18 protein-coding genes are annotated in these 23,419 nt (G+C 70.8%); 13 read left to right on the top strand and 5 right to left on the bottom strand.

Annotated elements, in window-relative coordinates; translation table 11 throughout:
- Positions 1 to 237: 237 nt before the first annotated feature.
- Together cofE and RWH43_RS12600 are read right to left on the bottom strand one after the other, a co-directional pair.
- On the bottom strand, positions 238 to 996 hold the full coding sequence (gene cofE, locus RWH43_RS12605) for a coenzyme F420-0:L-glutamate ligase (protein WP_144834459.1): 759 nt from the start codon (positions 994 to 996) through the stop codon (positions 238 to 240).
- Position 997: 1 nt separating this feature from the next.
- Positions 998 to 1,504 (bottom strand): GNAT family N-acetyltransferase, encoded by a 507-nt coding sequence (locus RWH43_RS12600; RefSeq protein WP_144834461.1) that lies wholly within the window; start codon positions 1,502 to 1,504, stop codon positions 998 to 1,000.
- A 98-nt stretch (positions 1,505 to 1,602) separates the two neighbouring features.
- On the opposite strand from RWH43_RS12600, the gene RWH43_RS12595 reads away from it, so the two are divergent.
- Together RWH43_RS12595 and RWH43_RS12590 are read left to right on the top strand one after the other, a co-directional pair.
- Positions 1,603 to 2,505, top strand: coding sequence for a DUF817 domain-containing protein (locus tag RWH43_RS12595; protein WP_251507794.1), 903 nt, complete (start codon positions 1,603 to 1,605; stop codon positions 2,503 to 2,505).
- Positions 2,506 to 2,553: 48 nt separating this feature from the next.
- The gene (locus tag RWH43_RS12590) at positions 2,554 to 3,114 is read left to right on the top strand and encodes an acyl-CoA thioesterase (protein ID WP_154097675.1); all 561 of its coding nucleotides are present in this window, start codon (positions 2,554 to 2,556) and stop codon (positions 3,112 to 3,114) included.
- A 9-nt stretch (positions 3,115 to 3,123) separates the two neighbouring features.
- On the opposite strand, the gene RWH43_RS12585 is transcribed toward RWH43_RS12590, so the two are convergent.
- The gene (locus tag RWH43_RS12585; RefSeq protein WP_144834467.1) at positions 3,124 to 4,101 is read right to left on the bottom strand and encodes an acetylxylan esterase; all 978 of its coding nucleotides are present in this window, start codon (positions 4,099 to 4,101) and stop codon (positions 3,124 to 3,126) included.
- 166 nt (positions 4,102 to 4,267) lie between these two features.
- Between RWH43_RS12585 and RWH43_RS12580 the strand changes: the two genes are divergently transcribed.
- Positions 4,268 to 7,948, top strand: a complete 3,681-nt coding sequence (locus RWH43_RS12580) for a proline dehydrogenase family protein (protein WP_316001654.1) — start codon at positions 4,268 to 4,270, stop codon at positions 7,946 to 7,948.
- Between the two features lie 185 nt (positions 7,949 to 8,133).
- Here the strand turns inward: RWH43_RS12580 and RWH43_RS12575 are convergent, their stop codons facing one another.
- The gene (locus RWH43_RS12575; protein WP_316001653.1) at positions 8,134 to 10,197 is read right to left on the bottom strand and encodes an RICIN domain-containing protein; all 2,064 of its coding nucleotides are present in this window, start codon (positions 10,195 to 10,197) and stop codon (positions 8,134 to 8,136) included.
- 228 nt (positions 10,198 to 10,425) lie between these two features.
- On the opposite strand from RWH43_RS12575, the gene RWH43_RS12570 reads away from it, so the two are divergent.
- The 6 genes from RWH43_RS12570 to arfA all read left to right on the top strand — a co-directional run bounded on the left by RWH43_RS12570 (position 10,426) and on the right by arfA (position 17,538).
- Positions 10,426 to 11,436: a LacI family DNA-binding transcriptional regulator gene (locus tag RWH43_RS12570; protein WP_154097672.1), complete on the top strand. Its 1,011-nt coding sequence runs from the start codon at positions 10,426 to 10,428 to the stop codon at positions 11,434 to 11,436.
- Positions 11,437 to 11,573: 137 nt separating this feature from the next.
- Complete coding sequence (locus RWH43_RS12565; RefSeq protein WP_316001652.1) at positions 11,574 to 12,833, top strand: ABC transporter substrate-binding protein; 1,260 nt, start codon at positions 11,574 to 11,576, stop codon at positions 12,831 to 12,833.
- A gap of 70 nt (positions 12,834 to 12,903) precedes the next feature.
- On the top strand, positions 12,904 to 13,866 hold the full coding sequence (locus RWH43_RS12560) for a carbohydrate ABC transporter permease (RefSeq protein WP_154097671.1): 963 nt from the start codon (positions 12,904 to 12,906) through the stop codon (positions 13,864 to 13,866).
- A complete protein-coding gene (locus tag RWH43_RS12555) occupies positions 13,863 to 14,756 on the top strand; it encodes a carbohydrate ABC transporter permease (protein WP_316001651.1) in 894 nt (297 codons plus the stop codon). Before RWH43_RS12560 ends, RWH43_RS12555 begins: the two co-directional genes overlap by 4 nt.
- An 11-nt stretch (positions 14,757 to 14,767) precedes the next feature.
- Positions 14,768 to 16,024, top strand: a complete 1,257-nt coding sequence (locus RWH43_RS12550) for a family 1 glycosylhydrolase (protein ID WP_144834476.1) — start codon at positions 14,768 to 14,770, stop codon at positions 16,022 to 16,024.
- Positions 16,021 to 17,538 (top strand): arabinosylfuranosidase ArfA, encoded by a 1,518-nt coding sequence (gene arfA / locus RWH43_RS12545; protein WP_316001650.1) that lies wholly within the window; start codon positions 16,021 to 16,023, stop codon positions 17,536 to 17,538. Before RWH43_RS12550 ends, arfA begins: the two co-directional genes overlap by 4 nt.
- Before the next feature lie 186 nt (positions 17,539 to 17,724).
- On the opposite strand, the gene RWH43_RS12540 is transcribed toward arfA, so the two are convergent.
- Positions 17,725 to 18,306 carry a 1,2-dihydroxy-3-keto-5-methylthiopentene dioxygenase gene (locus RWH43_RS12540; RefSeq protein ID WP_316001649.1) on the bottom strand — a complete coding sequence of 194 codons (582 nt, stop codon included), beginning with the start codon at positions 18,304 to 18,306 and terminating at the stop codon, positions 17,725 to 17,727.
- A 213-nt stretch (positions 18,307 to 18,519) separates the two neighbouring features.
- Here RWH43_RS12540 and RWH43_RS12535 point away from each other — a divergent pair, with 213 nt between their 5' ends.
- The 4 genes from RWH43_RS12535 to mtnK are packed head-to-tail and all read left to right on the top strand — an operon-like array spanning position 18,520 to position 23,412.
- Positions 18,520 to 19,614: a substrate-binding domain-containing protein gene (locus tag RWH43_RS12535; protein ID WP_154097669.1), complete on the top strand. Its 1,095-nt coding sequence runs from the start codon at positions 18,520 to 18,522 to the stop codon at positions 19,612 to 19,614.
- Entirely contained in the window at positions 19,611 to 21,170 is a 1,560-nt protein-coding gene (locus RWH43_RS12530) for a sugar ABC transporter ATP-binding protein (protein ID WP_316001648.1), read from the top strand. The genes RWH43_RS12535 and RWH43_RS12530 overlap by 4 nt, the downstream gene beginning before the upstream one ends.
- Complete coding sequence (locus tag RWH43_RS12525; protein ID WP_230705298.1) at positions 21,167 to 22,219, top strand: ABC transporter permease; 1,053 nt, start codon at positions 21,167 to 21,169, stop codon at positions 22,217 to 22,219. The genes RWH43_RS12530 and RWH43_RS12525 overlap by 4 nt, the downstream gene beginning before the upstream one ends.
- A complete protein-coding gene (gene mtnK / locus RWH43_RS12520) occupies positions 22,216 to 23,412 on the top strand; it encodes an S-methyl-5-thioribose kinase (RefSeq protein ID WP_230705297.1) in 1,197 nt (398 codons plus the stop codon). The genes RWH43_RS12525 and mtnK overlap by 4 nt, the downstream gene beginning before the upstream one ends.
- Positions 23,413 to 23,419 lie beyond the last annotated feature (7 nt).

Below are 23,419 nucleotides of genomic sequence, written 5' to 3'. Positions count from 1 at the left end.
CGGCCCTGGCCGCCCGACGCGGGAGCATGTCCCACTTCTGGCTGCTTCGGAGGGCTCCAGCCAGCCATAACGGGGACACGATCTGCGCATATCGGGACATGGTCCCGTCCGCCCCGCCCGCGGTGGCGAGGCGTCCGGCAGCCCGACGCGCGACGCCAGCCCGACGCGCAACGTCAGCCCGACGCGCAACGTCAGCCCGACGCGCAAACGTCAGCCCGCGACGCCAGCCCGTCGTGCTCAGCCCGCGGCGTCTCGCCCCGCGGCAAACCCCTCGGCGTACGCTTCGTCGGCGCCCTGGCGGAACATGTCGCGCACCGGATCCCGCACGATCGAGCGCGCACCCGGCAGGTCGAGGTCGCCCACGAGGTCGGCGCGCCCGCGCACGATCGCGACGGGGCGCCGCGCGGCCTTGCCCTTGACCAGGTCGGTGGCGGCGGCGATCTCGTCGGCGACGCACGGCAGGGTCACCACGAGGGGGCGGCCTTCGGCATCCGTCGTCCCGCGGAGGTCTTCGAACACGTGGACGCCGCCGGCCCCGATCGCGTGATCGGTCTGGCCCTCGCGCCACGCGCGCCCGAGCGTGTCGGTGATGATCACGCCCACGTGCGCCCCGGTCGCGGCGCGCAGTCCGGTCGCAAGGGCGCGGGCCGAGGCGTCGGGGTCGACCGGCAGCAGCAGCACGGTGCCCTCGGGGGTGTTGCTCGCATCGACGCCGGCCGCGGCCGAGACGATGCCGAGCGGATTCTCGACGATGCGCGTCACGTGCCCGGTGGGGGAGGTGCGGGATGCGACGAGGCGCACGGTCTCGCGCGTGATGGCGTCTTCGCGGTCGTCGGCGCGGATGATGCGCCCCTCGGCCTTCGACACGACCTTGCTGGTGACCACGACGATGTCGCCGTCGCGCAGGGGGTCGCCCACGGCATCGAGGATCGCCTGGACGAGGTCATCGCCCGGGGTGATCTCGGGGATGCCGTCGAGGGCCCAGATCTGCAGCACGTCAGCGGACGAAGCGCACCTCGGTGAGCTCCTCACCGAGGAACGGCTCGGTGTGCGAGGCGCCGTCGAGCGTGAATCCGTTGCGCTGGTAGAACCGGTGCGCGCGCGGGTTGTCGTCGGCGACCCAGAGGTATAGTCCTTCGCCCTCTCCGACGGCGGCGTCGAACAGGCGCTGGCCGATCCCGGTGCCGTGGTAGGCGTCGAGCAGGTAGATGAAGTACAGCTCGCGCTCGCGCGGGGCGTCGTCGTCGCGTGCGGGGCCGGAGCCGACGAACCCGACGATCTCGCCGTTCACGAGGGCGGCGTACATGCGGTAGTCCTCGCCCTGAGCGGCCCAGTGGGTCCAGAGCTCGGCCATGCGACGAGGCGACACGGCCTCGAGGGCGGCGGTGCTGATGAGGTGGTCGTAGGTCTCGTGCCAGCAGGTGGCGTGCACGCGGCCCAGGGCCTCGGCATCCACGTCGCGCACCGGACGGACGACGATGTCGGCTCGGATTTCCGCAGTCATGGCGCGACTCTACGCGCGGCATCCGTCCAGGGTGAAATCGACCGCCGGAGCCCGTCTCGTGCGGTACAAGCGGCACTTTGTCAGACGTGCGTGCCAGCATGACCGCCGTGTCGGAACGCCCCCGGTTGACCTCCGTCGAGGCGCGTCTCGACGCCCTCGCGAACCGTCTGCTCGCGACCGCTCCGGCCCTGGGTGCCCGAGCGCGTCTGGTCGAGTTCGCCGTCTTCGTGCTCAAGCAGGCGTGGGCGTGCGTGTTCGGCGCCGCGTTCCTGGCCGTGGTGCTCGCGGCGAAGCTCTGGTACCCGGATGACGCGCCGCTGGCGCGCAACGACGCCCTCACGATCGCGGCCGTCCTGATCCAGGTCGTCATGGTGCTCGGACGTCTCGAGACCCTGCGCGAGCTGCGCGTGATCGTCACGTTCCACGTCGTCGGGACGCTGATGGAACTCTTCAAGACCGACGTCGGGTCGTGGATGTACGCGGCCGACGGCGTGCTGCGCCTCGGCGGGGTGCGGCTGTACAGCGGGTTCATGTATGCGGCGGTCGGCAGCTATATGGTGCGCGTGTACCGCCTGTTCGACCTCCGCTTCACGCGTTACCCGCGCAGGTGGATCACGGCGGTCGTCGCCGTGGCGATCTACGCCAACTTCTTCACCCACCACTGGATCGTCGATCTGCGCTGGGTGCTGATCCTCGCCGTCGTCGTGTTGTGGGGTCGCACGATGATGCATTTCCGCTTCTTCCGCGGGCGGTTCCGGATGCCGATCCTCCTGGCCTTCGCGGGGGTGGCGGTGTTCATCTGGCTGGCCGAGAACATCGCGACTTACGCCGGAGCCTGGCTGTACCCGTCGCAGGTCGGGGAGTGGCATCCGGTCGACGTATCGAAGCTCTCGTCGTGGTTCCTGCTCATGATCGTGTCGGTCGTGCTCGTGACCTGGGTCTACCCGCCGCGGGAACCGCAGAGATCTGTACGGGGCGTGGACCGGGCACTTGTGGACTGAGCACAAGGCAATCGTCGATCCGTGGTCGGATCGCTACGCTCGCCCCTCGTGAACGTCCTCTGGCGCACCCTGCTGGTGCTCGCTCGTGCTCGCCGTCGCCTCCGTCGCGAAGGCCCCATCGACCCCAGCACGGTGACGCGCATGCGCATCCGCGTGCTGCCCACCGACATCGATCTGCTGCGCCACATGAACAACGGGCGCTACCTGTCGCTGTTCGACCTCGGGCGGTGGGACCTGCTGACGCGATCGGGACTCGTCGAGGCGATGACGAAGCAGGGCTGGTACGCCGTGGTCGCCGCTGAGACGATCACCTTCCGTCGCTCGCTCGAGCTCGGTCAGCGCTTCGACCTCGAGACGCGCATGATCGGCCACGACGACCGCGCGGTGTACCTCGAGCACCGCGCCCTCGTGCGCGGCGAGATCTACGCCCGCGCGATCATCCGGGCGCGGATCCTGCGCCGAACCGGTGGCACCGTGCCGCACGACGAGCTCTTCGCCGCCGTGGGTCGGCCCGAGGGTCTTCCTGACATCGAGTCGTGGGTGCACGACTGGGCCGCGGGCTCCGCCCTGCCGTCGACGAAGCGCCCGGCGCCCAGCGTCTGGGAGTGAGCCCGCGGCTCAGCGCCCGAAGCGGGCGTCGAGCCAGGCCACCTGCTTCATCCAGTGGCGGTAGCCGCCACCCTCGTGCCCGTTGTAGGCGTACTCCTCGAGGGCGGCGTCGTCGGATGCCAGGGCGTGGAAGGCCGCGAAGACGCCCGACGGCAGCACGATGTCGTCCATGAGGGCGACCGAGAACAGCGCGGGCGCGGTGATGCGCCGGGCGAGGATCGCGCCGTCGACGTACGACAGCGTGCGCAGCACGTCGGCCGCGGCGTCGCGGTGCACGGACAGGTAGCGCGTGATCTCGGTGAACGGTGCCGACGGCGTGCGCTGGATGGCGCTCGGGAAGTCCGACAGGAACGGCACGTCGGGCATGACGGCCGCCACCGCGTCGCCGGCCAGCGCTGCGGCGGCGATCGCGAGCCCGCCGCCCTGGCTGCCGCCGGTGACGGCGATGCGCGTGGGATCGACCCCGGCGAACGTGCGCACCTCGTCGACCAGGCGCACCGCGTCGGTGTATAGCCGGCGGTAGTAGTAGTCGTGCGGGTCGCGGATGCCGCGGGTCATGACGCCCGGGAAGGCGGCGGCCGATCCGTGCGGGTCGGGGGTCTCGCCCACGCTCCACGTCGAGCCCTGCCCGCGGGTGTCCATGATCACGTGCACGTAGCCGGCGGCGGCCCAGGCGGTCTTCTCGCCGGGCAGGCCGCGGCCCCCGCCGTAGCCGATGAACTCCACGACCGCGGGGAGAACCTCGTCGCCGTGCGGGCGCACGACCCAGCCGCGGATCTCGTTGCCCGCATAGCCCGTGAACGTCAGGTCCTGCACCCGCAGCGCGCGCAGCGGGCCGTCGACGTCGACCAGCGTGCTCGGTCGGGCGGCGGCGCGGGCCTCGGCGAGGGTCTCGTCCCAGAACGCGTCGAGGTCGTCGGGCGCGGTGAGCTCGGGGCGGTAGGCGCGCAGGAGCTCGAGGGGCATGTCGGTGAGGGTGTGAGCCATGGCGGATCCTTCGTCGGTGCGGGGACGGGACGACAGTAGCGAAGCCGTGCCGATCGCGGGCGGCCCGGGGTCGCGGAGCGTCACGCGGATGCCGTCTGCACGGTCGTTCCGCCGCCGCTCGGCGGGCCGCCGGGCCAGCGCGCGCGGCGTGCTTAGGCTGTCGATCATGAGCCCCGTCGACCCGCCCGCCACCGGTCCCGCGCTCTCGTCCGACCTCGCCTCGCGGGCCGCGACACGCGCAGCCGCCCTCGTGCCCCGCGCCGGGGCCACCGACCCCGCGACGGCGCGTTTCGTCGCCTCTGCGGTCGACGGCGTGCTGCGTCCCGAGAGCACGACGGCCGCCGCCTCCGCTCTGCACCGGCTCGCCGCCGACATCCCCGCCGAGCTGCCGTGGTTCGTGCGCGGAGCCGTGCACCTCGGCGGAGCCGTGGCCCCCGTGCTCCCCGCCCCGGCCGTTCCCCTCGCGCGCCGTGCGCTGCGCGACCTGCTCGCCGGCCTCGCCCTCGACGCGCGCCCCGAGCGTCTGGGTGCCGGCCTGGCGGGTCTCGCCGCCGACGGAACCTCGGTCGAGGTGCGCCTGGTCGGGCCCGCCGTGCTCGGTGAACAGTCCGCGCGGCGCCGGCTCGACGGCATCCGTTCGCTCGTGCAGCGCGACGACGTGAGCCGGGTGTCGCTGTCGGTCGCCGACGCCGTGGCGAACCCGTCGCCGTGGGCGTTCGACGCCGACGTCGAGCACGCGGCCGAACGGCTGCTGCCCTTGTTCCTCGATGCCGCCGCCGCCGACACGCACGTCACGCTCGTGGTCGAGGGGCGGAGCGACCTCGACCTCGCCGTCGCCGTGCTGACCCGCGTGCTCGAGGAGCCGCGCCTGAGCGGCCTGCGCGCGGGCATCCGCCTGCCGATCGCCGTGCCCGAGAGCCTCGCGGCCGTCGGCGAACTCGCCGCCTGGGCGCGCGTGCGCGTCAGCGCCGGGGGAGCGCCGCTCACCGTGCGGCTGAGCGACGCGGTGATCGAGACGACGGATGCCGTGGACGCCGCCCGCCACGGGTGGCTCGCCCCGGCCGTCACCGCCCGCGACGCCGTCGACGCCCAGCTGGTGCGCGCCCTGCGGGAAGCCCTGACCGACCGAGGCCGCGAGGGGCTCTCGCTCGAGATCGCCACCGTCGACCCCGAGCGCGCCGCGCTGGCGCTCGCCCTCGTCGACGAGGCCGGAGCGGACGCCCTTCTGGTACTGCCCGCAGCGGCATCGTGGGCTCCCGACGCCCCGCACGTGGTCGCCGTCGCCGCGGCCCACCCCGACGACCTCGACGACGTCGCCGCTCGCCTGGCCCGCGCGCACGTCGAGGCCGTCACCGCCGCGCCCGCCCTTCCCTCGGCGGTGCCCGCGGCCTCCCTCGCCGCGGACGGCGTCGACGAGATCGACCCGCCCGAGACGCGGGGTGTCGCTGCGCGCGCCCTTCGCGCGCTCGCCGCGGCCGCCGATCCGGCCCCGCCCGCCCGAGCGCCGCAGCGCGACCTCGCGGAGGAGCAGGCGATCCTGCGCGAACGCGCTGCCGACGACGCGGAAGAGGCCGGGCTGACGCAGGCGGTGCTCGGCATCGCCCGTGAGGCCGCGGCATCCGGGGACACCTCCGCCCTGGGCCCCGACGTGCAGCAGATGCTCTTCGGCGGGCAGGCCTTCGTCGACACCGCGGTGTTCTCGGCGCGCGAGAGCGCGGAGCTCGCCGGGGGAGCCCCCGGGTTCCGCAACGTCGCCGACACCGATCCGGGCGTCGCCGCCGATCGCGACTGGGCGCTCGCGGTGCTCGATCGCGTCGCCGGCTCCACCGCCGGAGACGCCACCGCCGCCGCCGGCCGCATCGACGACGAAGCCGGACTCGACGCCGTGATCGCCCGGGTCGCCGAGGCCGCCGAACAGTGGGGTGCGCTCGCCGCCGCGGAGCGCGCCGTCGTCATCGGCGGGGCCGCGCGCACGCTGGCACAGCGCCGAGCAGAACTGATCGAGGTGCTCGCCGCAGAGAGCGGTGCCCTCGTGGGCGAGGCCGACGCCGAGGTGAGCCAGGCGGTCGACGCCGCCGCCTACGCCGCGGCGACGGCGAAAGAACTCGACCGGGTGCCCGGCGCCGTCTTCGTGCCCGACCGCGTCACCGTCGTGGCTCCGCGCTGGAACTCCTCGGTCGGCCTCTGCGCCGCCGAGACCCTCGCCGCCCTCGTCGCAGGCTCCGGAGTGCTGCTGACGCCGTCGCCCCGCGCCCGCCGCGCCGGCGCGGTCGTGGCCGAAGCCCTGTGGGCCGCCGGGGTTCCCCGCGACCTGCTCGCCTTCGTCGACCTGAACGAAGACGCCTCGGGCCGGGCGCTCGTCGTGCACCCGGGCATCGACCGGGTGCTGCTCGCGGGAGCCCGCACGACCGCCGAGCGCTTCGCGACGTGGCGGCCCGACCTGCCGATGCAGGCGCTGACCGCCGGCCGCAACGCCACGATCGTCGCGCCCTCGGCCGACATCGACCAGGCCGTCGCCGACATCGTCGCGGGCGCCTTCACCCGTGCGGGGCAGGCGGCGACCGCGACCTCGCTGGTGATCCTCGTCGGAGCCGTCGCACGCTCGACGCGCTTCGCCGACCAGCTGCGCGACGCCGTGCTGTCGCTGCGGGTGGGGCCCGCCGACGACCCGCTGTCGGACGTCGGTCCGCTCGTCGAGGAGCCGAGTGGCGAGGTGCGCCGCGCGCTCACGGTGCTCGGCGACGGCGAGCACTGGCTCGTCGAGCCGCGCGAACTCGACCTCGGCCCCGAGACCGCCGGACGCTTCTGGTCGCCCGGCGTGCGCACGGGCGTGACCGCCGGATCGCACCTCACCCGCGCCGCCGTGGCCGCCCCGGTGCTCGGCGTGCTGCACGCGCCCACCGTCACCCGCGCGATCGAGCTGCAGAACGCGATCGGGTCGGGCTTCGTCGCCGGACTGCACACCCGCGACACCGCCGACCTCGAACTGTGGCTCGGCACCGTCGAGGCGGCCGTGCTGCGCGTGAACCGCCCGTCGACCGGTGCCGTCGTGCAGCGCGAGCCGATCGGCGGCTGGGGCGCGTCGACCGTCGGCGGCGGCGCGATGTCGGGCGGACCCAACCGGCTCATGACCCTCGGCTCGTGGCGGCCCTCGTCGGGCGGGGCGGCGTCGTCGACCCTGCACCTGCGCGGGCTCGACAGCCGCATCACGGGCCTGATCGAAGCCGCGCAGCCCTCGCTGTCGTACGAGGCGTTCGACTGGCTGCGCCGCGGAGCGCTGAGCGACGCCGTCGCCTGGGACCGCGAGTACGGACGCGTGCGCGACGTCTCGCGCCTCGGCGTCGAGCGCAACCTGCGCCGCTACCGCCCGACCGACGTCGCGATCCGCGCCACGGCCGACGCCGCGTGGCAGGCCGTGCTGCGCGTGCTCGTGGCCGCGGTGCGCTCGGGCTCGACCTACAGCCTCAGCACCCCGGTGGGGCTGCCCGCCGCGGTGCGGCACCTGCTCGGCGACAGCGGCGTACCCGTGTCGGTCGAGAGCGACGAGGAATGGCTGCAGCGGCTGTCGGGTGTGGTTCCGGATGCCGCGGAGGGCGAGGCTCTCGAGACCTTCCAGGCCGCGCCGCGCCCGACACGCGTGCGGCTGGTCGGCCCGGCGTCGACGGTGGCGGCCGTGCGCTCCGCCGTCGCCGAGGCGGTGGGTCCCGACGTCTCGCTGACCCTGTACACCGACGAGGTGACCACCGCGGGCCGCCTGGAGCTGCTGCCCTTCCTGCGCGAGCAGGCCGTGTCGATCGGGGCGTTCCGCTTCGGTCGGCCCGACCCGTGGAGCGCCGAGGCCATCTGAGGCGGTGGCTCCCGAACCCGACGGTTCGAGCGGCCGACGACTTCCTCACCCCGCATCCCGCCGTGCTGCGGTGCGCTCGTTCTCGTGGGCTTCGCGCGAGTCTTTCCCGGGTGTCCGGGGCACTCGATCTGACGGGTTCGGGCCCGCCCGGCGCGCGACAGCGCAGACCGAGCGGGCCCGGGCCGTTACTGAATGCCCTCACGCACCAGACGCCACTGCTGGCACGTGAGACCGTTGGCCGTCCATTGCTGGGCGATGGCGCCATCGGCCGTGGAACAGCCATCGATCTCGAGCATCTTTCCGCTGTTCGCATTCGCGAAGGTCCACCAGCCGTTGCTGGTCGAGGCGTTCCAGTTCTGCGTCGCGTTGCCGGTGGGGCCCCATTGCGCGGCGTCGACGCCGTCGCCGGTCGCCGCTCCCGGGATCTCGAGCAGTTTGCCGCTGTTCACGTTCACGAGCTGCGTGGCGACTCCGTTGGGACGCAGTGTCCATCGTTGCGTAGCGTTCTCGGTCGGACCCCACTGGCCCACGGCCGCGCCATCGGCGAGGGAAGCCGACGCCACCTCGAGGAGCTTCCCGCTGTTGCGGTTCACGACCTGGAACTGCGGGTCGAGCGCGCTCGAGCGCCACACGTGCAGCGTGTCGATCTCGGCGAAGCCCGTGCCCTTGGCGAACCGGACGGTGTTGACCCCCGCATTGAGGGTCACGGTCTTCTGCGCCCACGCGTAGCGGCCCCAGTCGACGGTCGCGGGGTACGAGATCGACGAACTGGTCCCGCCGTTGACGCTGACGCCATGGGTGGACGTGCTGCCGCTGCCGTTGTCGTACCGGACGTTCAGCGTGTACGAACCCGCAGCGGGGACGCGGACGGTGAACTGCACCGAGCTCCCCGCGTTGTTGATGTTGCCGACCTTGCGACCATTCGACGCCTGCACGTGCGTCACGATCGTCGCGTCCGTGATCGTCGCCTTCTCGGCCTCGTACTGCTGGGCATCGACCGGGATCGATCCGACGCGGATGTCATTGAGCCCGGTTGCGGTGTTCTCGACGTTGGTCGCCTGGTAGAGCGTGCGTCCGTCGGTGCCGACGTCGAGGCCCTGGGCGAAGCCGCTGAAATTGCCCCCCTGCGTGTCGCTCGCGTCGTACGTGACGGGCATGGGGAGGCGCTCCCAGGCTCCAGCGCCGAGGTTGTAATTGACGTAAAGGTTCTGACCGCCGTCGATGGCGCCCGACGAGGTCAGCGACCACTTGGAGGCCACGATGACCATGCCCTTCGGGCCTCCGCCCGGCACCCACTTCACATATGGCGACGAGCCGATGCCGCGGCCGTCGGCGAGCCGGATCGGCGCACCGATGCTGGTCGTGTCGCCCCAGTTGAGCCCATCTGCGGAGGTCTTGAAGTAGACCGGTGCAGTGTTCTGCGACTGGCTCGGGCGGTTCACGACCTCGAAAGTGGCGAGGTAGCGCCCGTCGGGGAGCTTGGTGACGGTGATCATTCCGGGGCGGTCACTGTGGTTCGGCGGTGCCGACACGTTGGACAGCGCACCCCACGTCTGGCCGCCGTCAGTGGAACGACGATAGGACACAGCCTGGAGGACACCGGACGCCTTCTGTCGCTCGTCGGAGTAGTACGCGACGAGACCGCCGCCGCCGTCGATCGCGAAGGAGGGCTCCCAAACGGTGGTCGTCGTCGAGGAAGGGCTGGGGTCGTACACGGCGGGGCCGCCGGAATCGATCGTGCTCAGGAACGACCAGGTGGCGCCTCGATCCGCGCTCTTGTAGACGACCAGTCGGCTGCTCGAGCGGTCTTCTGGCATGATCATGCCGGTCAGAAGGAGCGTTCCCGCGGGGAGCGGGCCGGATGCCTGGGGGAGCTCGTAGAGGAACGGTTGCGCGGTGCGCGTGTATCCGGGAAAGGTGCTGCTCGGGTCGACATCGGCGATCTTCGTCCACGACGATCCGTCGTCGGTGCTGCGATAGATCGGATAGACCTGTCGCCCGTTCTGAAGGACGAGCTTGTCGAAGGTGACGAGTTGCGTGCCGTTGTTCGCCCCGTTGTTTTTCAGGACGACGATTTTCGCGTAGGTCGTGCCGGCGGGGGTGCCGCCCTCCGGGTTGAAGGACGAACCCGCAGGGGGTGAGTAAACGACCGAGCCGTTGCCGGTCGTCACCGCCGCGGCCGGGCCTGCGGCGGCGATCCCGCCGACGGCGAGGACCGCGACGGTCAGCGCTGCGGCGAGAAGACGCATCGTCGTCGCGCGGGGGAAGAAGGATGTGGCATGTTTCGTGCTCCTCTGGGTGGAAGCGGCTGCCGGTGCGCGCCCGCGTCGGCGCAGCGACCCGCTCGGTGCGGATGGAGTCTCGACCGCGCTACTACAACGTTGTAGAGACGGCACGACCGTAAATGGCGGAGAGCTTCGCCGTCAAGGCTCGCTTGTGCAACGTTGTAGAGTCTCGACCAGAGCAAGGGGGATGCCATGACTGCGACGCTGCACGACGTGGCCCGCGCGGCCGGTGTGTCGATCAAGACGGTGTCGAACGTGATCAACAACTATCCGCACGTGCGCGTGACCACACGCGAGCGGGTGGAAGCGGCCATCGATCAGCTGCAATACCGCCCCAATCAGGCGGCGCGTAGTCTGCGCTCGGGTCGTGCCGACATGATCGGGCTCATCGTCCCCGACCTGCGCAATCCCTACTTCGCCGAGCTGGCCGACGACGTGATGCGGGCGGCGCGAGCGCGCGGTTTCTCGGTGCTCATCGAGCAATTCGACGCCGATCGCGAAAGCGAGCTCGCCGCACTGCGGGGCGCGCGCCGCCGGGGACTCGATGGCGTGCTGTACTCGGTGCTGTCGCTCGGTGAAGACGACGCGGAGCTGCTCGATGAGGTCGGCATGCCCATGGTGTTGCTGGGGGAGCGCATCTTCCACTCCGCCCACGATCACGTGACGATGCGCAACACCGAGGCGGCGCAGGCGGCGACCGCGCACCTGCTGCGGGGCGGCCGGAGCCGCATCGTGGCCCTGGGCTCGCACCCGGGCGAGGTCGTCGGCTCGGCCGGCCTACGTCTGCGCGGATACGAGGCGGCGATCGAGGCCGCGGGATTGACCGTCGATCCCGCACTCGTCGTGCCCGTGGACCGGTGGCACCGCATCGACGGCGCCGAGGCCATGCGCGCCGTGCTCGACGCCGGGCTCGCCTTCGACGGGGTCGTGGCTTTCAACGACTCGATCGCCTTGGGGGCGATGCGCGTGATGCTCGAGCGCGGAGTGACGATCCCCGACGACGTCGCCCTGATCGGCTTCGACGATCTGGACGAGACGCGGTACTCGCTGCCGGCTCTGACGACGATCGATCCCGGCCGTTCCGAGATCGCGCGGGTCGCGGTCGATCTGCTCGTGGACCGCATCGTCGGCGACGACGGTGATGCGCCGCGGGAGATCCTGGCTGAGTTCCGGCTGGTCGAGAGGGAATCGACGTCGCGCTGAGAACTCGCGCTTGACATCGCCCGACGGTCGGGCGATCATCCATTTACAACGTTTACCTCCATCGTTGTAAATTTGTTTCGCACCAGCCTCGGCACCCGAGCCGAAACGACGACGCAGTCACATGAAAGGCATCGAAGATGATGAAGCGCGCACTCCCCGCCCTTGCGACGGCGGGGGCCGTCGCACTCCTGCTGGCAGGTTGCTCAGGCTCGTCCGCCCCCGCCTCCGACGGCCCCGCTGAAATCACGTTCTGGCACGGCTACACCGAAGCCGACGGCAAGGTCCTCGACCAGATCGTCGCCGACTTCAACGCCTCGCAGCAGAAGTACAAGATCACCACCGAGACCAAGACCTGGGCGGTCATCGACGACACCCTGCTGCCCGCGCTGAGCTCCAAGGAAGGCCCGCAGATCGTCGCCATGCCCGCCGAGCGCATGCCCGTCTACGCCGACCGCGGCGCATTCGCCGACCTGAGCGACTTCTACGCCTCGTCCGATAGCAACACCGCCGACCTCGTTCCGCAGGCGGTCGACATGGTGAAGGTCGGTGGGACCCCGTATGGCGTTCCCACCGGTTTCGTTCCGCTGGCCATGTTCTACAACAAATCGCTCTTCTCCGCCGCCGGGATCACGGAGGCCCCCACGACGTGGGACGCCTGGGTCGCCGACGCGAAGAAGCTCACGGTCGACGAGAACGGCGACGGCACGCCCGAGCAGTACGGCGTCGCGATCCCCGACCACGCGACCGTGGCGAACGGCCTGTGGCAGAGCCTTCTGCTCAGCGGTGGGGGGCAGATCGTCGACGGTGACAAGGCCGTGATCGACTCGCCCGAGAACGCCAAGACCATCCAGTACTGGACCGACGCGATCACGAAGGACAAAATCTCTCCCACCGGCCTCGATGGAATCGCCGCCGACCAGTTGTTCAGCTCGGGCAAGGCCGCCATGCACGTGGGCGGTCCCTGGATGGCCTCGATCGCCAAGGACAACAACATCGACTACGGCATCGCCGCGATCCCGGCCGGTCCCGCCGAGCAGGCTGCCTCGGCGATCGGTGTCGCGATGGGTGTCACCGAGTCGGCCGACGACGCTCAACGCGCGGGAGCCGAGGCGTTCTTCTCCTACTTCTTCCAGAAGGACGTGGCGACGAAGTGGTCGCTGGCGTCGGGGTGGCCCCCGCTGCGCACCGACATCCCGCTCAGCGACGTCTCGTCCAACCCCGTCGTGGCCGCCCTCAGCGAGATCGCGCCGACGGGTCGCGCGCTGCTGCCGGGCGTGGTCAACAGCACCGACGTCATCTCCGACATCGACGAGCTCACCCAGAAGGCCGTCGCCGGCGGGAACGTGGACGAGCTTCTCTCGACGGCGCAGACGAAGATCCAGCAGGCCATCGAGTGATCAACGCACGGGAGGGGTGCCCGCGTCGCCCCTTCCGTGTCCTCACCTCCGCTTCTCGAACAGGACGACCATGACCACTCACGCCCCGAGCGCGCCGCCCCGTCGGCGCGGGGCCTACCGGCCGCCAGCCCCGATCGGCGGTCGCGGACCCCTCCGGCATAGCCCCCGCCGGCGTCTCACCGTCGTCGCCTTCCTGACCCCCGCGATCGTCATCCTCACGGTCTTCGTCGCGTGGCCCATGATCTCGGCGCTGCGACTGTCGTTCACGGATGCCAGCGGCTTCGGCCGCGAGAAGTTCGTCGGTTTCGAGAACTACGTTCGCGTGTTCACCGACGAGGACATCCTGCGAGCGATGGGTAACACCGCGCTGTACGCGCTGCTGTTCACCCCGATCGCGATCGCCCTCGCCCTGGGCTTCGCGCTCCTGCTGAACAACCCTCTGCTGCCGCTGCGGGGCGTCTTCCGTACTGCGCTCTTCACCCCGTTCATCGTCTCTCTCGCGGTGGCCGCCTTCGCGTGGTCGTACCTGCTCGACCCCCAGATCGGACTGCTGAACTACTGGCTCCGAGGTCTCGGCATCCAACTCGGCAATGTGCTGCAAGACCCGACCCTCGCCATGCCGGCCGTCGTGCTGGTGGCGGTGTGGAAGAGCTTCGGCTTCTACATGGTGATCTTCCTCGCCGGTCTGCAAGACATCCCGACGAGCCTCTACGAGGCCGCCCGCGTCGACGGAGCGAGCGCGGGGCAGCGCTTCCGCAGCATCACCTTCCCGATGCTCGGCAACACCATGGGCTTCGTCGTCATCGTCGCGCTCATCGCTGCTTTGCAGGCCTTCGACCAGATCTACGTGATGACCGGCGGCGGCCCCTACGGCAGCACGCAGACGATCGTCATGGAGATCTACCAGTCGGGCTTCCGCAAGCTCGAGCTCGGTTTCGCCTCCGCACTGTCGTACGTGCTCCTGCTCATCACCCTGGTGCTGAGCCTCACCCAGTTCCTCTTCTTCTCGCGTCGAGAGAAGGACGCCGCATGACCGCCCTCGCCGCCTCGCCCGCCGTCACGGCATCCGAAGCCCCCTCCCGCCGCGTCTCGCCGCAGCGACGTCGCCGCCGCCTGGTCTCCGCGCTGCTGCTGGTGGTGGTGGCCGCGTCGACGCTGGCCTTGATGCTGCCAATCCTGATCATCGTGTTCACGGCCTTCAAGCCCGTGGCGGAGGTGAACGCCTACCCGCCGACGTTGGTGCCGGGAGCCTGGACGCTCGACAACTTCACGCGCATCTTCACCGAGCTGCCGTTCGCGCGGCTCATCGCGAACAGCTTCGTCTTCGCCGGCGGGGTCACCGCCTTCGCGCTGGTGTTCGACTCGCTCGCCGCCTATGCGCTGGCGCGGCTCGACTTCCGCGGCAACAAGATCTTGCTCATCGCGATCATCGCGAGCCTCATGATCCCGTTCCAGGCGACGCTCATCCCGATCTACCAGCTCGTGTCCGATCTCGGGTGGGTCAACTCCTACGCGGGACTCATCGCGCCGCGCGCAGCCGACGCCTTCGGCATCTTCTTCCTGCGTCAGTTCTTCCTGTCGCTGCCGCGCGATCTCGACAACGCCGCACGCATCGACGGCGCCGGCGAACTGCGCATCTTCGGCAGCATCGTGTTGCCCAACGCCGTTCCGGCGTTGCTGACCCTGGGCATCTTCACCTTCGTCAACAACTGGAACGACCTGCTCTGGCCGCTGGTGTTCACCACCGACGCCGAGATGGGGACGGTCACCTCGGGGTTGACACTGCTGACGGGCCCGGGCGGCATCATCCCCCAGGGCGTGATGATGGCCGGCTCGCTCATCGCGCTGCTGCCACTGGCCATCCTGTTCCTGATGATCCAGAGGCGTTTCGTCGAGAGCGTCGGAACGTCGGGACTGAAATGAGAGAGCGACGGATGCCGAGCACCCCCTGGTACCGCGATGGACGCCTGCACTTCGGGGCGGGGATCGAGAACACCTTCGTGCCGCAGGAGCGGCCCGGGGAGCGCGCGATCGACGAGTACGCCCTCACCGAGCACTACGACCGGTGGAGCGACGACCTCGATCTGGCGGTCTCGGTGGACGCCGAGTTCCTCCGCTGGGGGATCCCCTGGCACGTAGTTTCCCCCGAGCCTGGCCGGTGGGACTGGTCGTGGACCGATCGGGTGCTCGACGGCTTCGCCGAACGGGGACTCCGCCCCATCGTCGACCTGCTGCACTACGGGACTCCGACCTGGGTCGAGGGAGAGTTCACCCACCCCGACTACCCGCGGTTCGTCGCCGAGTACGCCCACCGCGCGGCTGAGCGTTACCGCGATCTCGCCACCGACTACACCCCGGTCAACGAGCCGATGCTGCACGCCCTGTTCAGCGGCGAATACGCCTACTGGCCGCCGTACCGCGCCGGCATAGAGGGTCTGGTCGAGGTCTCTACGGCGATCGCACGCGGCTTCGTGCTCACCCAGGAGGCCGTCGCGGGGGTGCTCGGCGAGGCTGCGACCTTCGTGCACGTCGATGCATCGATGCGGTACGCGGGAGACATCGATGCGCCCGAGCACCGCGACACCGCTCACCGGTACGCGCACCAGGCCTTCCTCGTCGAAGACCTGGTCACCGGTCGCGTCGGCCAGGACCACCCGCTGCTGCCCGTCCTCCGCGACAACGGCATGGCCGATGAGACCCTCGCCTGGTTCGCCGAGAACGCCGTGCAGCCCGACGTCATGGGGGTGAACTACTACCCACGGCACTCCACGGAGCTGTTCGAGGCCGGCGTGCACCACGTGGGCGGCTTCGCCGATCCACGACCGACGCGCGACGACGGTGTGGGCGGCCTCACCGAGATGCTGCGCACGTACGCCGCGCGCTACGGGGCTCCGGTGATGCTCGCCGAAACCTGCGTGACTGACGATGTCGGGACGCGGCTGGACTGGCTCGATGCCTCGGTCGCGGCCGTGGAGGGCCTTCGCTCCGACGGCGTCGACGTCGTCGGGTATACGTGGTGGCCCCTGTTCGACATGTACGAGTGGACCTACCGGCACAGCGACCTGCCGCGATCCGCCCACCTTCTCACCATGGGTCTGCACGACCTCGTGGAGACCCCTGACGGGCTCGCGCGCCGCCGTAACCCCGTCGCCGACCGATTCGCCGCACACGCATCCCGAGGAGCACGATGACCACCGCCCGACTCACCGTCGACCCCCGCTTCCCGATCGGGGCCGTGCGCCGCCGTCTGTTCGGCGGGTTCGTCGAGCACCTCGGCCGCCACGTCTACGACGGCATCTACGAACCCGGCCATGCCGAGGCCGACGAGCAGGGCTTCCGCCGCGACGTGCTCGAGCTGGTGCGCGAGCTCGGCGTCTCGATGATCCGCTACCCCGGCGGCAACTTCGTCTCGGGCTTCCGCTGGGAGGACAGCGTCGGTCCGCGCGAGCAGCGCCCCCGCCGTCTCGACCTCGCGTGGCACTCGACGGAGACGAACGAGGTGGGCCTGCACGAGTTCGCCGACTGGCTCGACAAGGCGGGCAGTGAGCTCATGCTGGCCGTCAATCTCGGCACCCGCGGCGTTCTCGAGGCGCTCGACCTGCTCGAGTACAGCAACGTTCCCGGCGGCACCGCGTTGTCGCAGCAGCGCATCGACAACGGCCGCACCGAGCCGTTCGACGTGCGTGTCTGGTGCCTCGGCAACGAGATGGACGGACCGTGGCAGCTCGGCCACCGCTCCGCGGACGACTACGGCAAGCTCGCGGCTCAGACCGCCAAGGGCATGCGGCAGATGGACCCCTCGATCGAACTCGTCGTGTGCGGGTCGTCGGGCGCCGCGATGCCCACGTTCGGCGAGTGGGAGCGCGAGGTGCTCACCCACACCTACGACGACGTCGACATGATCTCGTGCCACGCGTACTACCAGGAGCACGACGGCGACATCGACTCGTTCCTCGCCTCGGCCGTCGACATGGACCGCTTCATCGAGGCGGTGGTCGCAACGGCCGACCACGTCGGAGCCGTGCGCGGGAGCGACAAGAAGATCGACATCTCGTTCGACGAGTGGAACATCTGGTACCAGACCCGCTTCCACGACGTCGATCAGCTCTCCGGGATCGACAACTGGCCGGTCGCCCCGCGTCTGCTCGAAGACGTGTACTCGGCGGTGGACGCCGTCGTGTTCGGCAGCCTCATGATCTCGCTGCTCACGCACGCCGACCGCGTGGCATCCGCCTCTCTCGCCCAGCTGGTCAACGTGATCGCGCCGATCATGACCGAACCGGGCGGGCCCGCGTGGCGGCAGACGACGTTCTTCCCCTTCGCGATCACGTCGCGCCTCGCGCAAGGCGACGCGGTGCGTCTGCGGGTCGAGGCGCCCACGATCGACACGGTGAAGCACGGCACGGTGTCGGCGGTGGATGCCGTGGCCACGCATGACGCCGAGACGGGCGCGAGCGCGATCTTCCTCGTGCATCGCGGTCGCGGTGAGGCGGTCGAGCTCGCGATCGACGTCAGCGGCCTGGGCGACGTCGAGGTCACGGAGGCCCATGTGCTGCACGACGACGACCCCTACGCCCGCAACACGCTCGACGACCCCGAGCGGGTGGGACCGTCGACGCTCGAGACGCGCCTCGCCGACGGCATCCTGCACGTCACGCTCCCGCCCATCTCGTGGGCAGCACTGGCGCTGCGCCGCGTCGGCTGACGACGCCGCCATCAGCGGTTCGGGGCGGATTCTGTCGTTCGGGGCGGAGAATTCACGCCCCGAACGGCGAATCCCGCCCCGAACCGGGGCCGCAGGGCCAGGATGGTCGCGACATCCCGCACGTGGAAACGCCCGCTCCGCGCAGTCCCCGAGGGGAGCCGCGCGGAGCGGGCGTTCGTGCGTGCGTCAGACCAGCTGCGCGCGACGCGCGGAGAGCTGGTCGAAGCTCGCGAACGACTCCGCGATGGGGCTGCCGGTGAAATGGCCCACCCAGCCGTCGTCGTCGTGGAAGAAGCGCACGCTGACGTAGTGGGGCGAGGTGCCCATGTCGAACCAGTGCGTGGTGTTGGCCGGCACCGAGATGAGGTCGCCCGCCTCGCAGTACACGGCGTGCACCTTCTCGTTCGCGTGCAGGTAGAACACGCCCGCGCCCTTGGCGAAGTAGCGGTCTTCGTCGTCGTCGTGCTTGTGCTCCGACAGGAACTTCTCGCGGAACGGCGTCTTCACCTCGTCGTAGTCCGCCTGCGCGGGGTCGAGGGCGACGACGTCGACGAGGGTGTAGCCCTCTCGCTGCTTCACCTCGTCGATCTCGCCCTGGTACAGCGCGAGCACCTCGCCTTGCGAGGCGCCGGGGGCGACGTCTTTGACCTCCCAGCGCGAAAAGCGCGCGCCGAGGCCGGCGAGCGCCTCGCGGATCTCGGCTTCGTCGGTGGTCTCGAGCACGGGCGTGCTCGGGTCGGTCTCTTTCCAGACGGTCAGGAGCGTCACGGCTCCTCCTCTCGACGCGATATGAGCGGAATGACTCGATTGTGTCTCCGATCCGCACCGAATGCCCACTCCCGAGGCCTCATCCGCCTCGCGGGTGTAACAAAGTGCAACCTCGACTAACCGGCCGATCGCGCCTGCTGCTTGACTGCTCGACGGCCGCCCGGACCCGCCCGCGACGCGCCCCCACTCCGCTCCCTCGACGAAGGGGACCCCGTGTCCATTCGATCCCACCGCTGGGCGACGCTCGTCGCGACCGCCGGCATCGCCGCCCTCGCCCTGACCGGCTGCGCGCAGCAGAACACTTCGACCCCGGCGGCATCCGCGGCTCCGGTGCAGAAGCTCGCCGACCTGCCCGCGCCCTTCGACGGGGCGCCGCTGAAGGTCGCGCTCGTGCAGCAGTCGGGAGCCGGCGACTACTTCACCGCGTGGACGGCCGGCGTCAAGGCGCAGGCGACCGCCGCCAACATCGATCTGACCGTCTTCGACGCGCGCAACGACAACGCCAAGCAGGCCTCCGACCTCGAGCAGGCGATCGCCTCGAAGCCCGACGCGATCATCGTCGACCACGGTCAGACCGACACGATCGAGCCGGGAGTGCACGAAGCGGTGGATGCCGGCATCCCGGTCATCATCTACGACCTCGCCCTCAAGGACACCGACGGCGTCATCGTGACCTCGCAGTCCGACGCGTCGATGGCGCAGGGCGTGCTCGACCAGATGATCGCCGACGTGGGCGACGGCGCGAAGGTGGGCCTGGCCAGCACCGACGGCTTCGCCCCGCTCGAGCGCCGCAAGAAGGTGTGGGACGAGGTCGTCTCGGAGCACGGTCTCGACCAGCTCTTCTTCACCGGCAAGGTCACCGAGTCGACCGCGACCGACAACATCCCGCTCATCGACGCGGCGCTGAAGTCGAACCCCGGCGTGCAGGCGATCTTCGCCCCCTACGACGAGATCACCAAGGGCGTCGTGCAGGCCGTGCAGCAGAACAACCTGCAGGACAAGGTCAAGGTCTACGGCATCGACATCTCGAACGCCGACATCGAGGTCATGACCGCCGACGGCAGCCCCTGGGTGGCCACGAGCGCGACCGACCCCTCCGCCGTGGGCGCCGCCGTCGTGCGCGCCCTGGCGCTGAAGCTCGCCGGTCAGCTCGACGAGACGAGCGTGCAGTTCCCCGCCGTCACGATCACCCGCGACTTCCTGCTCGAGAAGGGCATCACCAACGTCGCGCAGCTGCGCGAGGCCGAGCCGTCGCTGCTGCTGGGCGACACCGTGGTGGCCGACTGGCTGCCCGCGGTCTCGGGATGACCGAACCCCTCCACGACGCCGCTCGGACGCACGACACCTCGGTCGTGCGCCTGAGCGGCGTCGGCGTGCGCTTCGGCACCAACCAGGTGCTGCGCGGCGTCTCGCTCGCCCTCGATCCCGGCAGCATCACCGCGCTGCTCGGCACGAACGGCGCGGGCAAATCCACCCTCATCGGCGCCGTCTCGGGAGCCAACGCGGGGTACACGGGCGACATCGCCGTCGGGGGAGAGGTCCTGCGGCTCTCGTCTCCCGCGCGTGCCCGCCGCGCCGGGATCGAGACGGTGCACCAGCGCATCGCCGACGGCATCGTGCCGGGGCTGAGCGTCGCCGACAACCTCGCTCTGACCGACCTCGCCACCGGCGGTCACCGTCTCGTGCGCCGGGCCGAGGCGGAGCGGATCGCGCGGGCGGCCCTCGAACGCCTGGGGCTGTCGTGGTCGGATGAGGTCTTGAGGGCGGATGCCGCCCGCTTGGGCACCTCCGACGCCCAGCTGCTCGTGCTGGCCCGGGCTCTGCGTTCGACTCCTCGACTGCTCATCCTCGATGAGCCCACGTCGGCGCTCACCGCCGCCGAGGCCGACCGCCTGTTCGCGGTGCTGCGGACGCTGCGCGACGAGGGCCTGTCGATCCTGTTCGTCAGCCACCGCTTCGGCGAGATCGAGCGTCTCGCCGACCGCATCGTGGTGCTACGCGACGGCCGGCTCGAACTCGACGCCACGCGACCCTTCGACTGGCACGCGGCGCTGGAGGCCATGCTCGGCGTCCCCACCGAACTGCAGCAGCACATCACCGAGCCGCTCCCCGCGACCGGCGAGGTGCTCGCGGTCGAGGGGGCCGCGTTGCTCCCCGGCAGCGACCCGCTCAGTCTCTCGGTCGCGGGAGGCCAGGTCACCGGCATCCTGGGCCTGCTCGGAGCCGGCAAGACCGAACTCGCCGAGGTCATCGCGGGGGTGCGTCCCGCGAGCGGCGCGCGCCTCGTGCTCGACGGGGAGACCTACCGGCCGACCTCGCCCGCGGCCGCGATCACCGCCGGCGTGGTGCTCGTGCCCGAGGACCGTCAGCGCCAGGGCATCCAGCCCGGCTGGTCGATCGCGCATACGGTCGGCCTGCCCGTGCTGCGCGCCCTGTCGCGCGCGGGCGTCATGGCCACGCGCCGCGAGCACGCCGCCGCTGACGAGGTGATCGACGCCTACGGAGTGGTCGCGCCCTCGGCCGACGCGCGGGTCGACGACCTCTCGGGCGGCAACCAGCAGAAGGTCGTCGTCGGCCGCTGGCTGCGCACCGGTCCGCGGGTCGCCGTGCTCGACGAGCCGTTCCGCGGCGTCGACATCGGCGCCCGCCGCCGCATCGGCGACGCCGCCCGCGCGCGGGCCGCCGAGGGCGCCGCCGTCGTCGTGCTCTCGAGCGACGTCGACGAAGTGCTCGACGTCGCCGACCGCATCGTCGTGCTCGTCTCGGGACGCATCGTGCTCGACACCCCCGCCGGAACCCTCGACCGCGCGCGCATCGTCGCCGCCCTGCTCGACGACCCCGGCCACCGGAAGGAAATCGCATGACCAGCGTGTCCACCGCCGCCCCCGTGCGCGCGGGCCTCGGCTCCCGCGCGATCGACGCCGTCGCGAAGTGGGGCTTCGTCGCCGTCACGGTGCTTCTCATCGTGTTCTTCGCCCTGACCGAGCCGGCGTTCGCGACCCCCGAGAACGTGTTCGGGATGCTGAAGTACATCGCCCCGATCGGCATCGCCGGTCTCGGGGTGACCCTCGCGATGACCGTGGGCGGCCTCGACCTCTCGGTCGGCGCCAACGCCGGGTTCGCCGTGTCGATCGCCGCGTGGACCCTCGTCATCGCCGGTCAGGTCGGCGGGATCGCCGTGGGCGTCGTGCTCGTCTCGGGAGCGCTCATCGGCGCGGTCAACGCCGCGCTGATCGTGTTCGCGCGCATCCCCGACCTGCTCGCGACCCTCGCCACGATGTTCACCGTCGTGGGGCTCAAGCTCATCATCGTCGACGGCAAATCGATCTCGTCGCAGATGACCCTCGACGACGGCACCACCGCTCCGGGCAGATTCACGCCCGACTTCCTGTGGTTCGACCGCGGCGCGATCGGCCCGGTCTCGGTGCCCGTGCTGCTCTTCCTCGGCCTCACGATCGTGCTGTGGTTCGTGCTCGACCGCACGCGGTGGGGCCGCGCGCTCGCCGCGGTGGGCTCGAACCCCGAGGCCGCCCGGCTCGCCGGCATCCGGGTCCGTGCCTATCGCGCCGCGGCCTACATCGGCTGCGGCATCCTCGCCTCGATCGCCGGTCTCGTGCTGGCCGCCCGCATCGGTCAGGGCGACGTCTCGGCCGGCAACAGCCTGCTGCTCGACGCCGTGGCCGTCTCGCTCGTGGGGGTGTCGGTGCTCGGTATCGGTCGCCCGAACGCGTGGGGCACGGCCCTCGGCGCGGTGCTGATCGCCGTGATGGTCACGGGGTTCTCGATGATGGGGCTGCCGTACTACATCCAAGACTTCGGCAAGGGAGTCGTGCTGCTGGTCGCCCTGCTGTTCAGCTTCACGTTCCGCCGTCGCAAGACCACCATCGTCGCCGGGAGCACCACCGCATCATGACCCTCGTCACCGATCAGCTGACCAGCGGCACCGTCGCCGCCTACCTCGCCGCCCGCCCGCACCTCGCGGGGCCGGTCGATCCGGCATCCATCGTCTCGGTCGACGAGGTCGGCGACGGCAACCTGAACCTCGTCTTCATCGTGAAGGATGCCGCCGGCAACGGCGTGGTCGTCAAGCAGTCGCTACCGCACGTGCGCGTCGACCCGACCTGGCCGCTCACCCGCGAGCGCGCGGCCCGCGAAGCCGTCGTGCTCGGCGCGCACGAGCGCATCGACCCCGCGCACGTGCCCGGGTTCTACGGCTTCGACGCCGAGAACCTCGCCCTCTCGATCGAAGACCTCAGCGACCACTCCGTGTGGCGCGGAGAGCTCAATGCCGGTCGCCTGCACCCCTATGCCGCGGCGCACCTCGGCGAGTACGTGGGCGCCGTCGGCTTCGCCACCAGCGTCTTCGGCACGCCGGGGCCCGAGCGACGTCGTCGCATCGCCGAGGCGACCAACCCCGAGCTCAGCGAGATCACCGAAGACCTCGTCTTCACCGAGCCCTACGTCGACCACGAGCACAACGGCTGGCTCGACGCGAACGCCGACGACGTGCGCGCGCTGCGCGCCGATCGCGCGTTCGTGCGCGAGATGGGCCTGGCCAAGCAGCGCTTCCAGGAGAGCACGCAGAGCCTCATGCACGGCGACCTGCACACCGGGTCGGTGTTCGTGCGGGCCGAGGGAGAGTCGGTGCGCGCGTTCGACTCCGAGTTCGGCACCTACGGCCCGACCGGCTTCGACCTGGGCGCGGTGTGGGCGAACCTCGTGATCGCCGCCGCCCGCGCACACGTGCTCGGCCGCACCGCTGACGCCGAGACCCTGCTGCGTCTGCCCGTGCCGCTGATCGAGGCGTTCGAGGCGGAGTTCCGCCGCCGCTGGCCCGACCGGGTGGACCCGCGCGTGTACGGCGACGAGGTGCTCGAGCACACGCTCGCGCAGGTGCGGTCGGATGCCGCGGTGTACGGCGCCGCGAAGGCCGTGCGCCGCATCGTGGGATTCTCGAAGGTCGCCGACATCCTCACCCTGCCCGCGCCCGAGCAGGCGGAGGCCGCCCGCCTCGTGCTGCGCGCCGCGCGCCGACTCGGCACCGCGCGGTTGGACGACAGCGACCCGCGCACCCTCACCGCGCTGACGGTCGAGCTGCTGGGCTGAGGCGGGC

It is taken from the genome of Microbacterium algihabitans, assembly GCF_032464975.1.
Lineage (GTDB): Bacteria > Actinomycetota > Actinomycetes > Actinomycetales > Microbacteriaceae > Microbacterium > Microbacterium algihabitans.
The sequence above is the reverse complement of the archived record's forward strand: the minus strand, read 5'-3'. Positions and strand labels throughout refer to the sequence as shown.

Coding starts and splice junctions, on each gene's coding strand:
- RWH43_RS12600 (WP_144834461.1), bottom strand. CDS start 1,504: ATGACTGCGGAAATCCGAGCCGACATCGTCGTCCGTCCGGTGCGCGAC.
- RWH43_RS12595 (WP_251507794.1), top strand. CDS start 1,603: ATGACCGCCGTGTCGGAACGCCCCCGGTTGACCTCCGTCGAGGCGCGT.
- RWH43_RS12585 (WP_144834467.1), bottom strand. CDS start 4,101: ATGGCTCACACCCTCACCGACATGCCCCTCGAGCTCCTGCGCGCCTAC.
- RWH43_RS12580 (WP_316001654.1), top strand. CDS start 4,268: ATGAGCCCCGTCGACCCGCCCGCCACCGGTCCCGCGCTCTCGTCCGAC.
- RWH43_RS12575 (WP_316001653.1), bottom strand. CDS start 10,197: ATGCGTCTTCTCGCCGCAGCGCTGACCGTCGCGGTCCTCGCCGTCGGC.
- RWH43_RS12570 (WP_154097672.1), top strand. CDS start 10,426: ATGACTGCGACGCTGCACGACGTGGCCCGCGCGGCCGGTGTGTCGATC.
- RWH43_RS12565 (WP_316001652.1), top strand. CDS start 11,574: ATGATGAAGCGCGCACTCCCCGCCCTTGCGACGGCGGGGGCCGTCGCA.
- RWH43_RS12560 (WP_154097671.1), top strand. CDS start 12,904: ATGACCACTCACGCCCCGAGCGCGCCGCCCCGTCGGCGCGGGGCCTAC.
- RWH43_RS12555 (WP_316001651.1), top strand. CDS start 13,863: ATGACCGCCCTCGCCGCCTCGCCCGCCGTCACGGCATCCGAAGCCCCC.
- RWH43_RS12550 (WP_144834476.1), top strand. CDS start 14,768: ATGCCGAGCACCCCCTGGTACCGCGATGGACGCCTGCACTTCGGGGCG.
- arfA (WP_316001650.1), top strand. CDS start 16,021: ATGACCACCGCCCGACTCACCGTCGACCCCCGCTTCCCGATCGGGGCC.
- RWH43_RS12530 (WP_316001648.1), top strand. CDS start 19,611: ATGACCGAACCCCTCCACGACGCCGCTCGGACGCACGACACCTCGGTC.
- RWH43_RS12525 (WP_230705298.1), top strand. CDS start 21,167: ATGACCAGCGTGTCCACCGCCGCCCCCGTGCGCGCGGGCCTCGGCTCC.
- mtnK (WP_230705297.1), top strand. CDS start 22,216: ATGACCCTCGTCACCGATCAGCTGACCAGCGGCACCGTCGCCGCCTAC.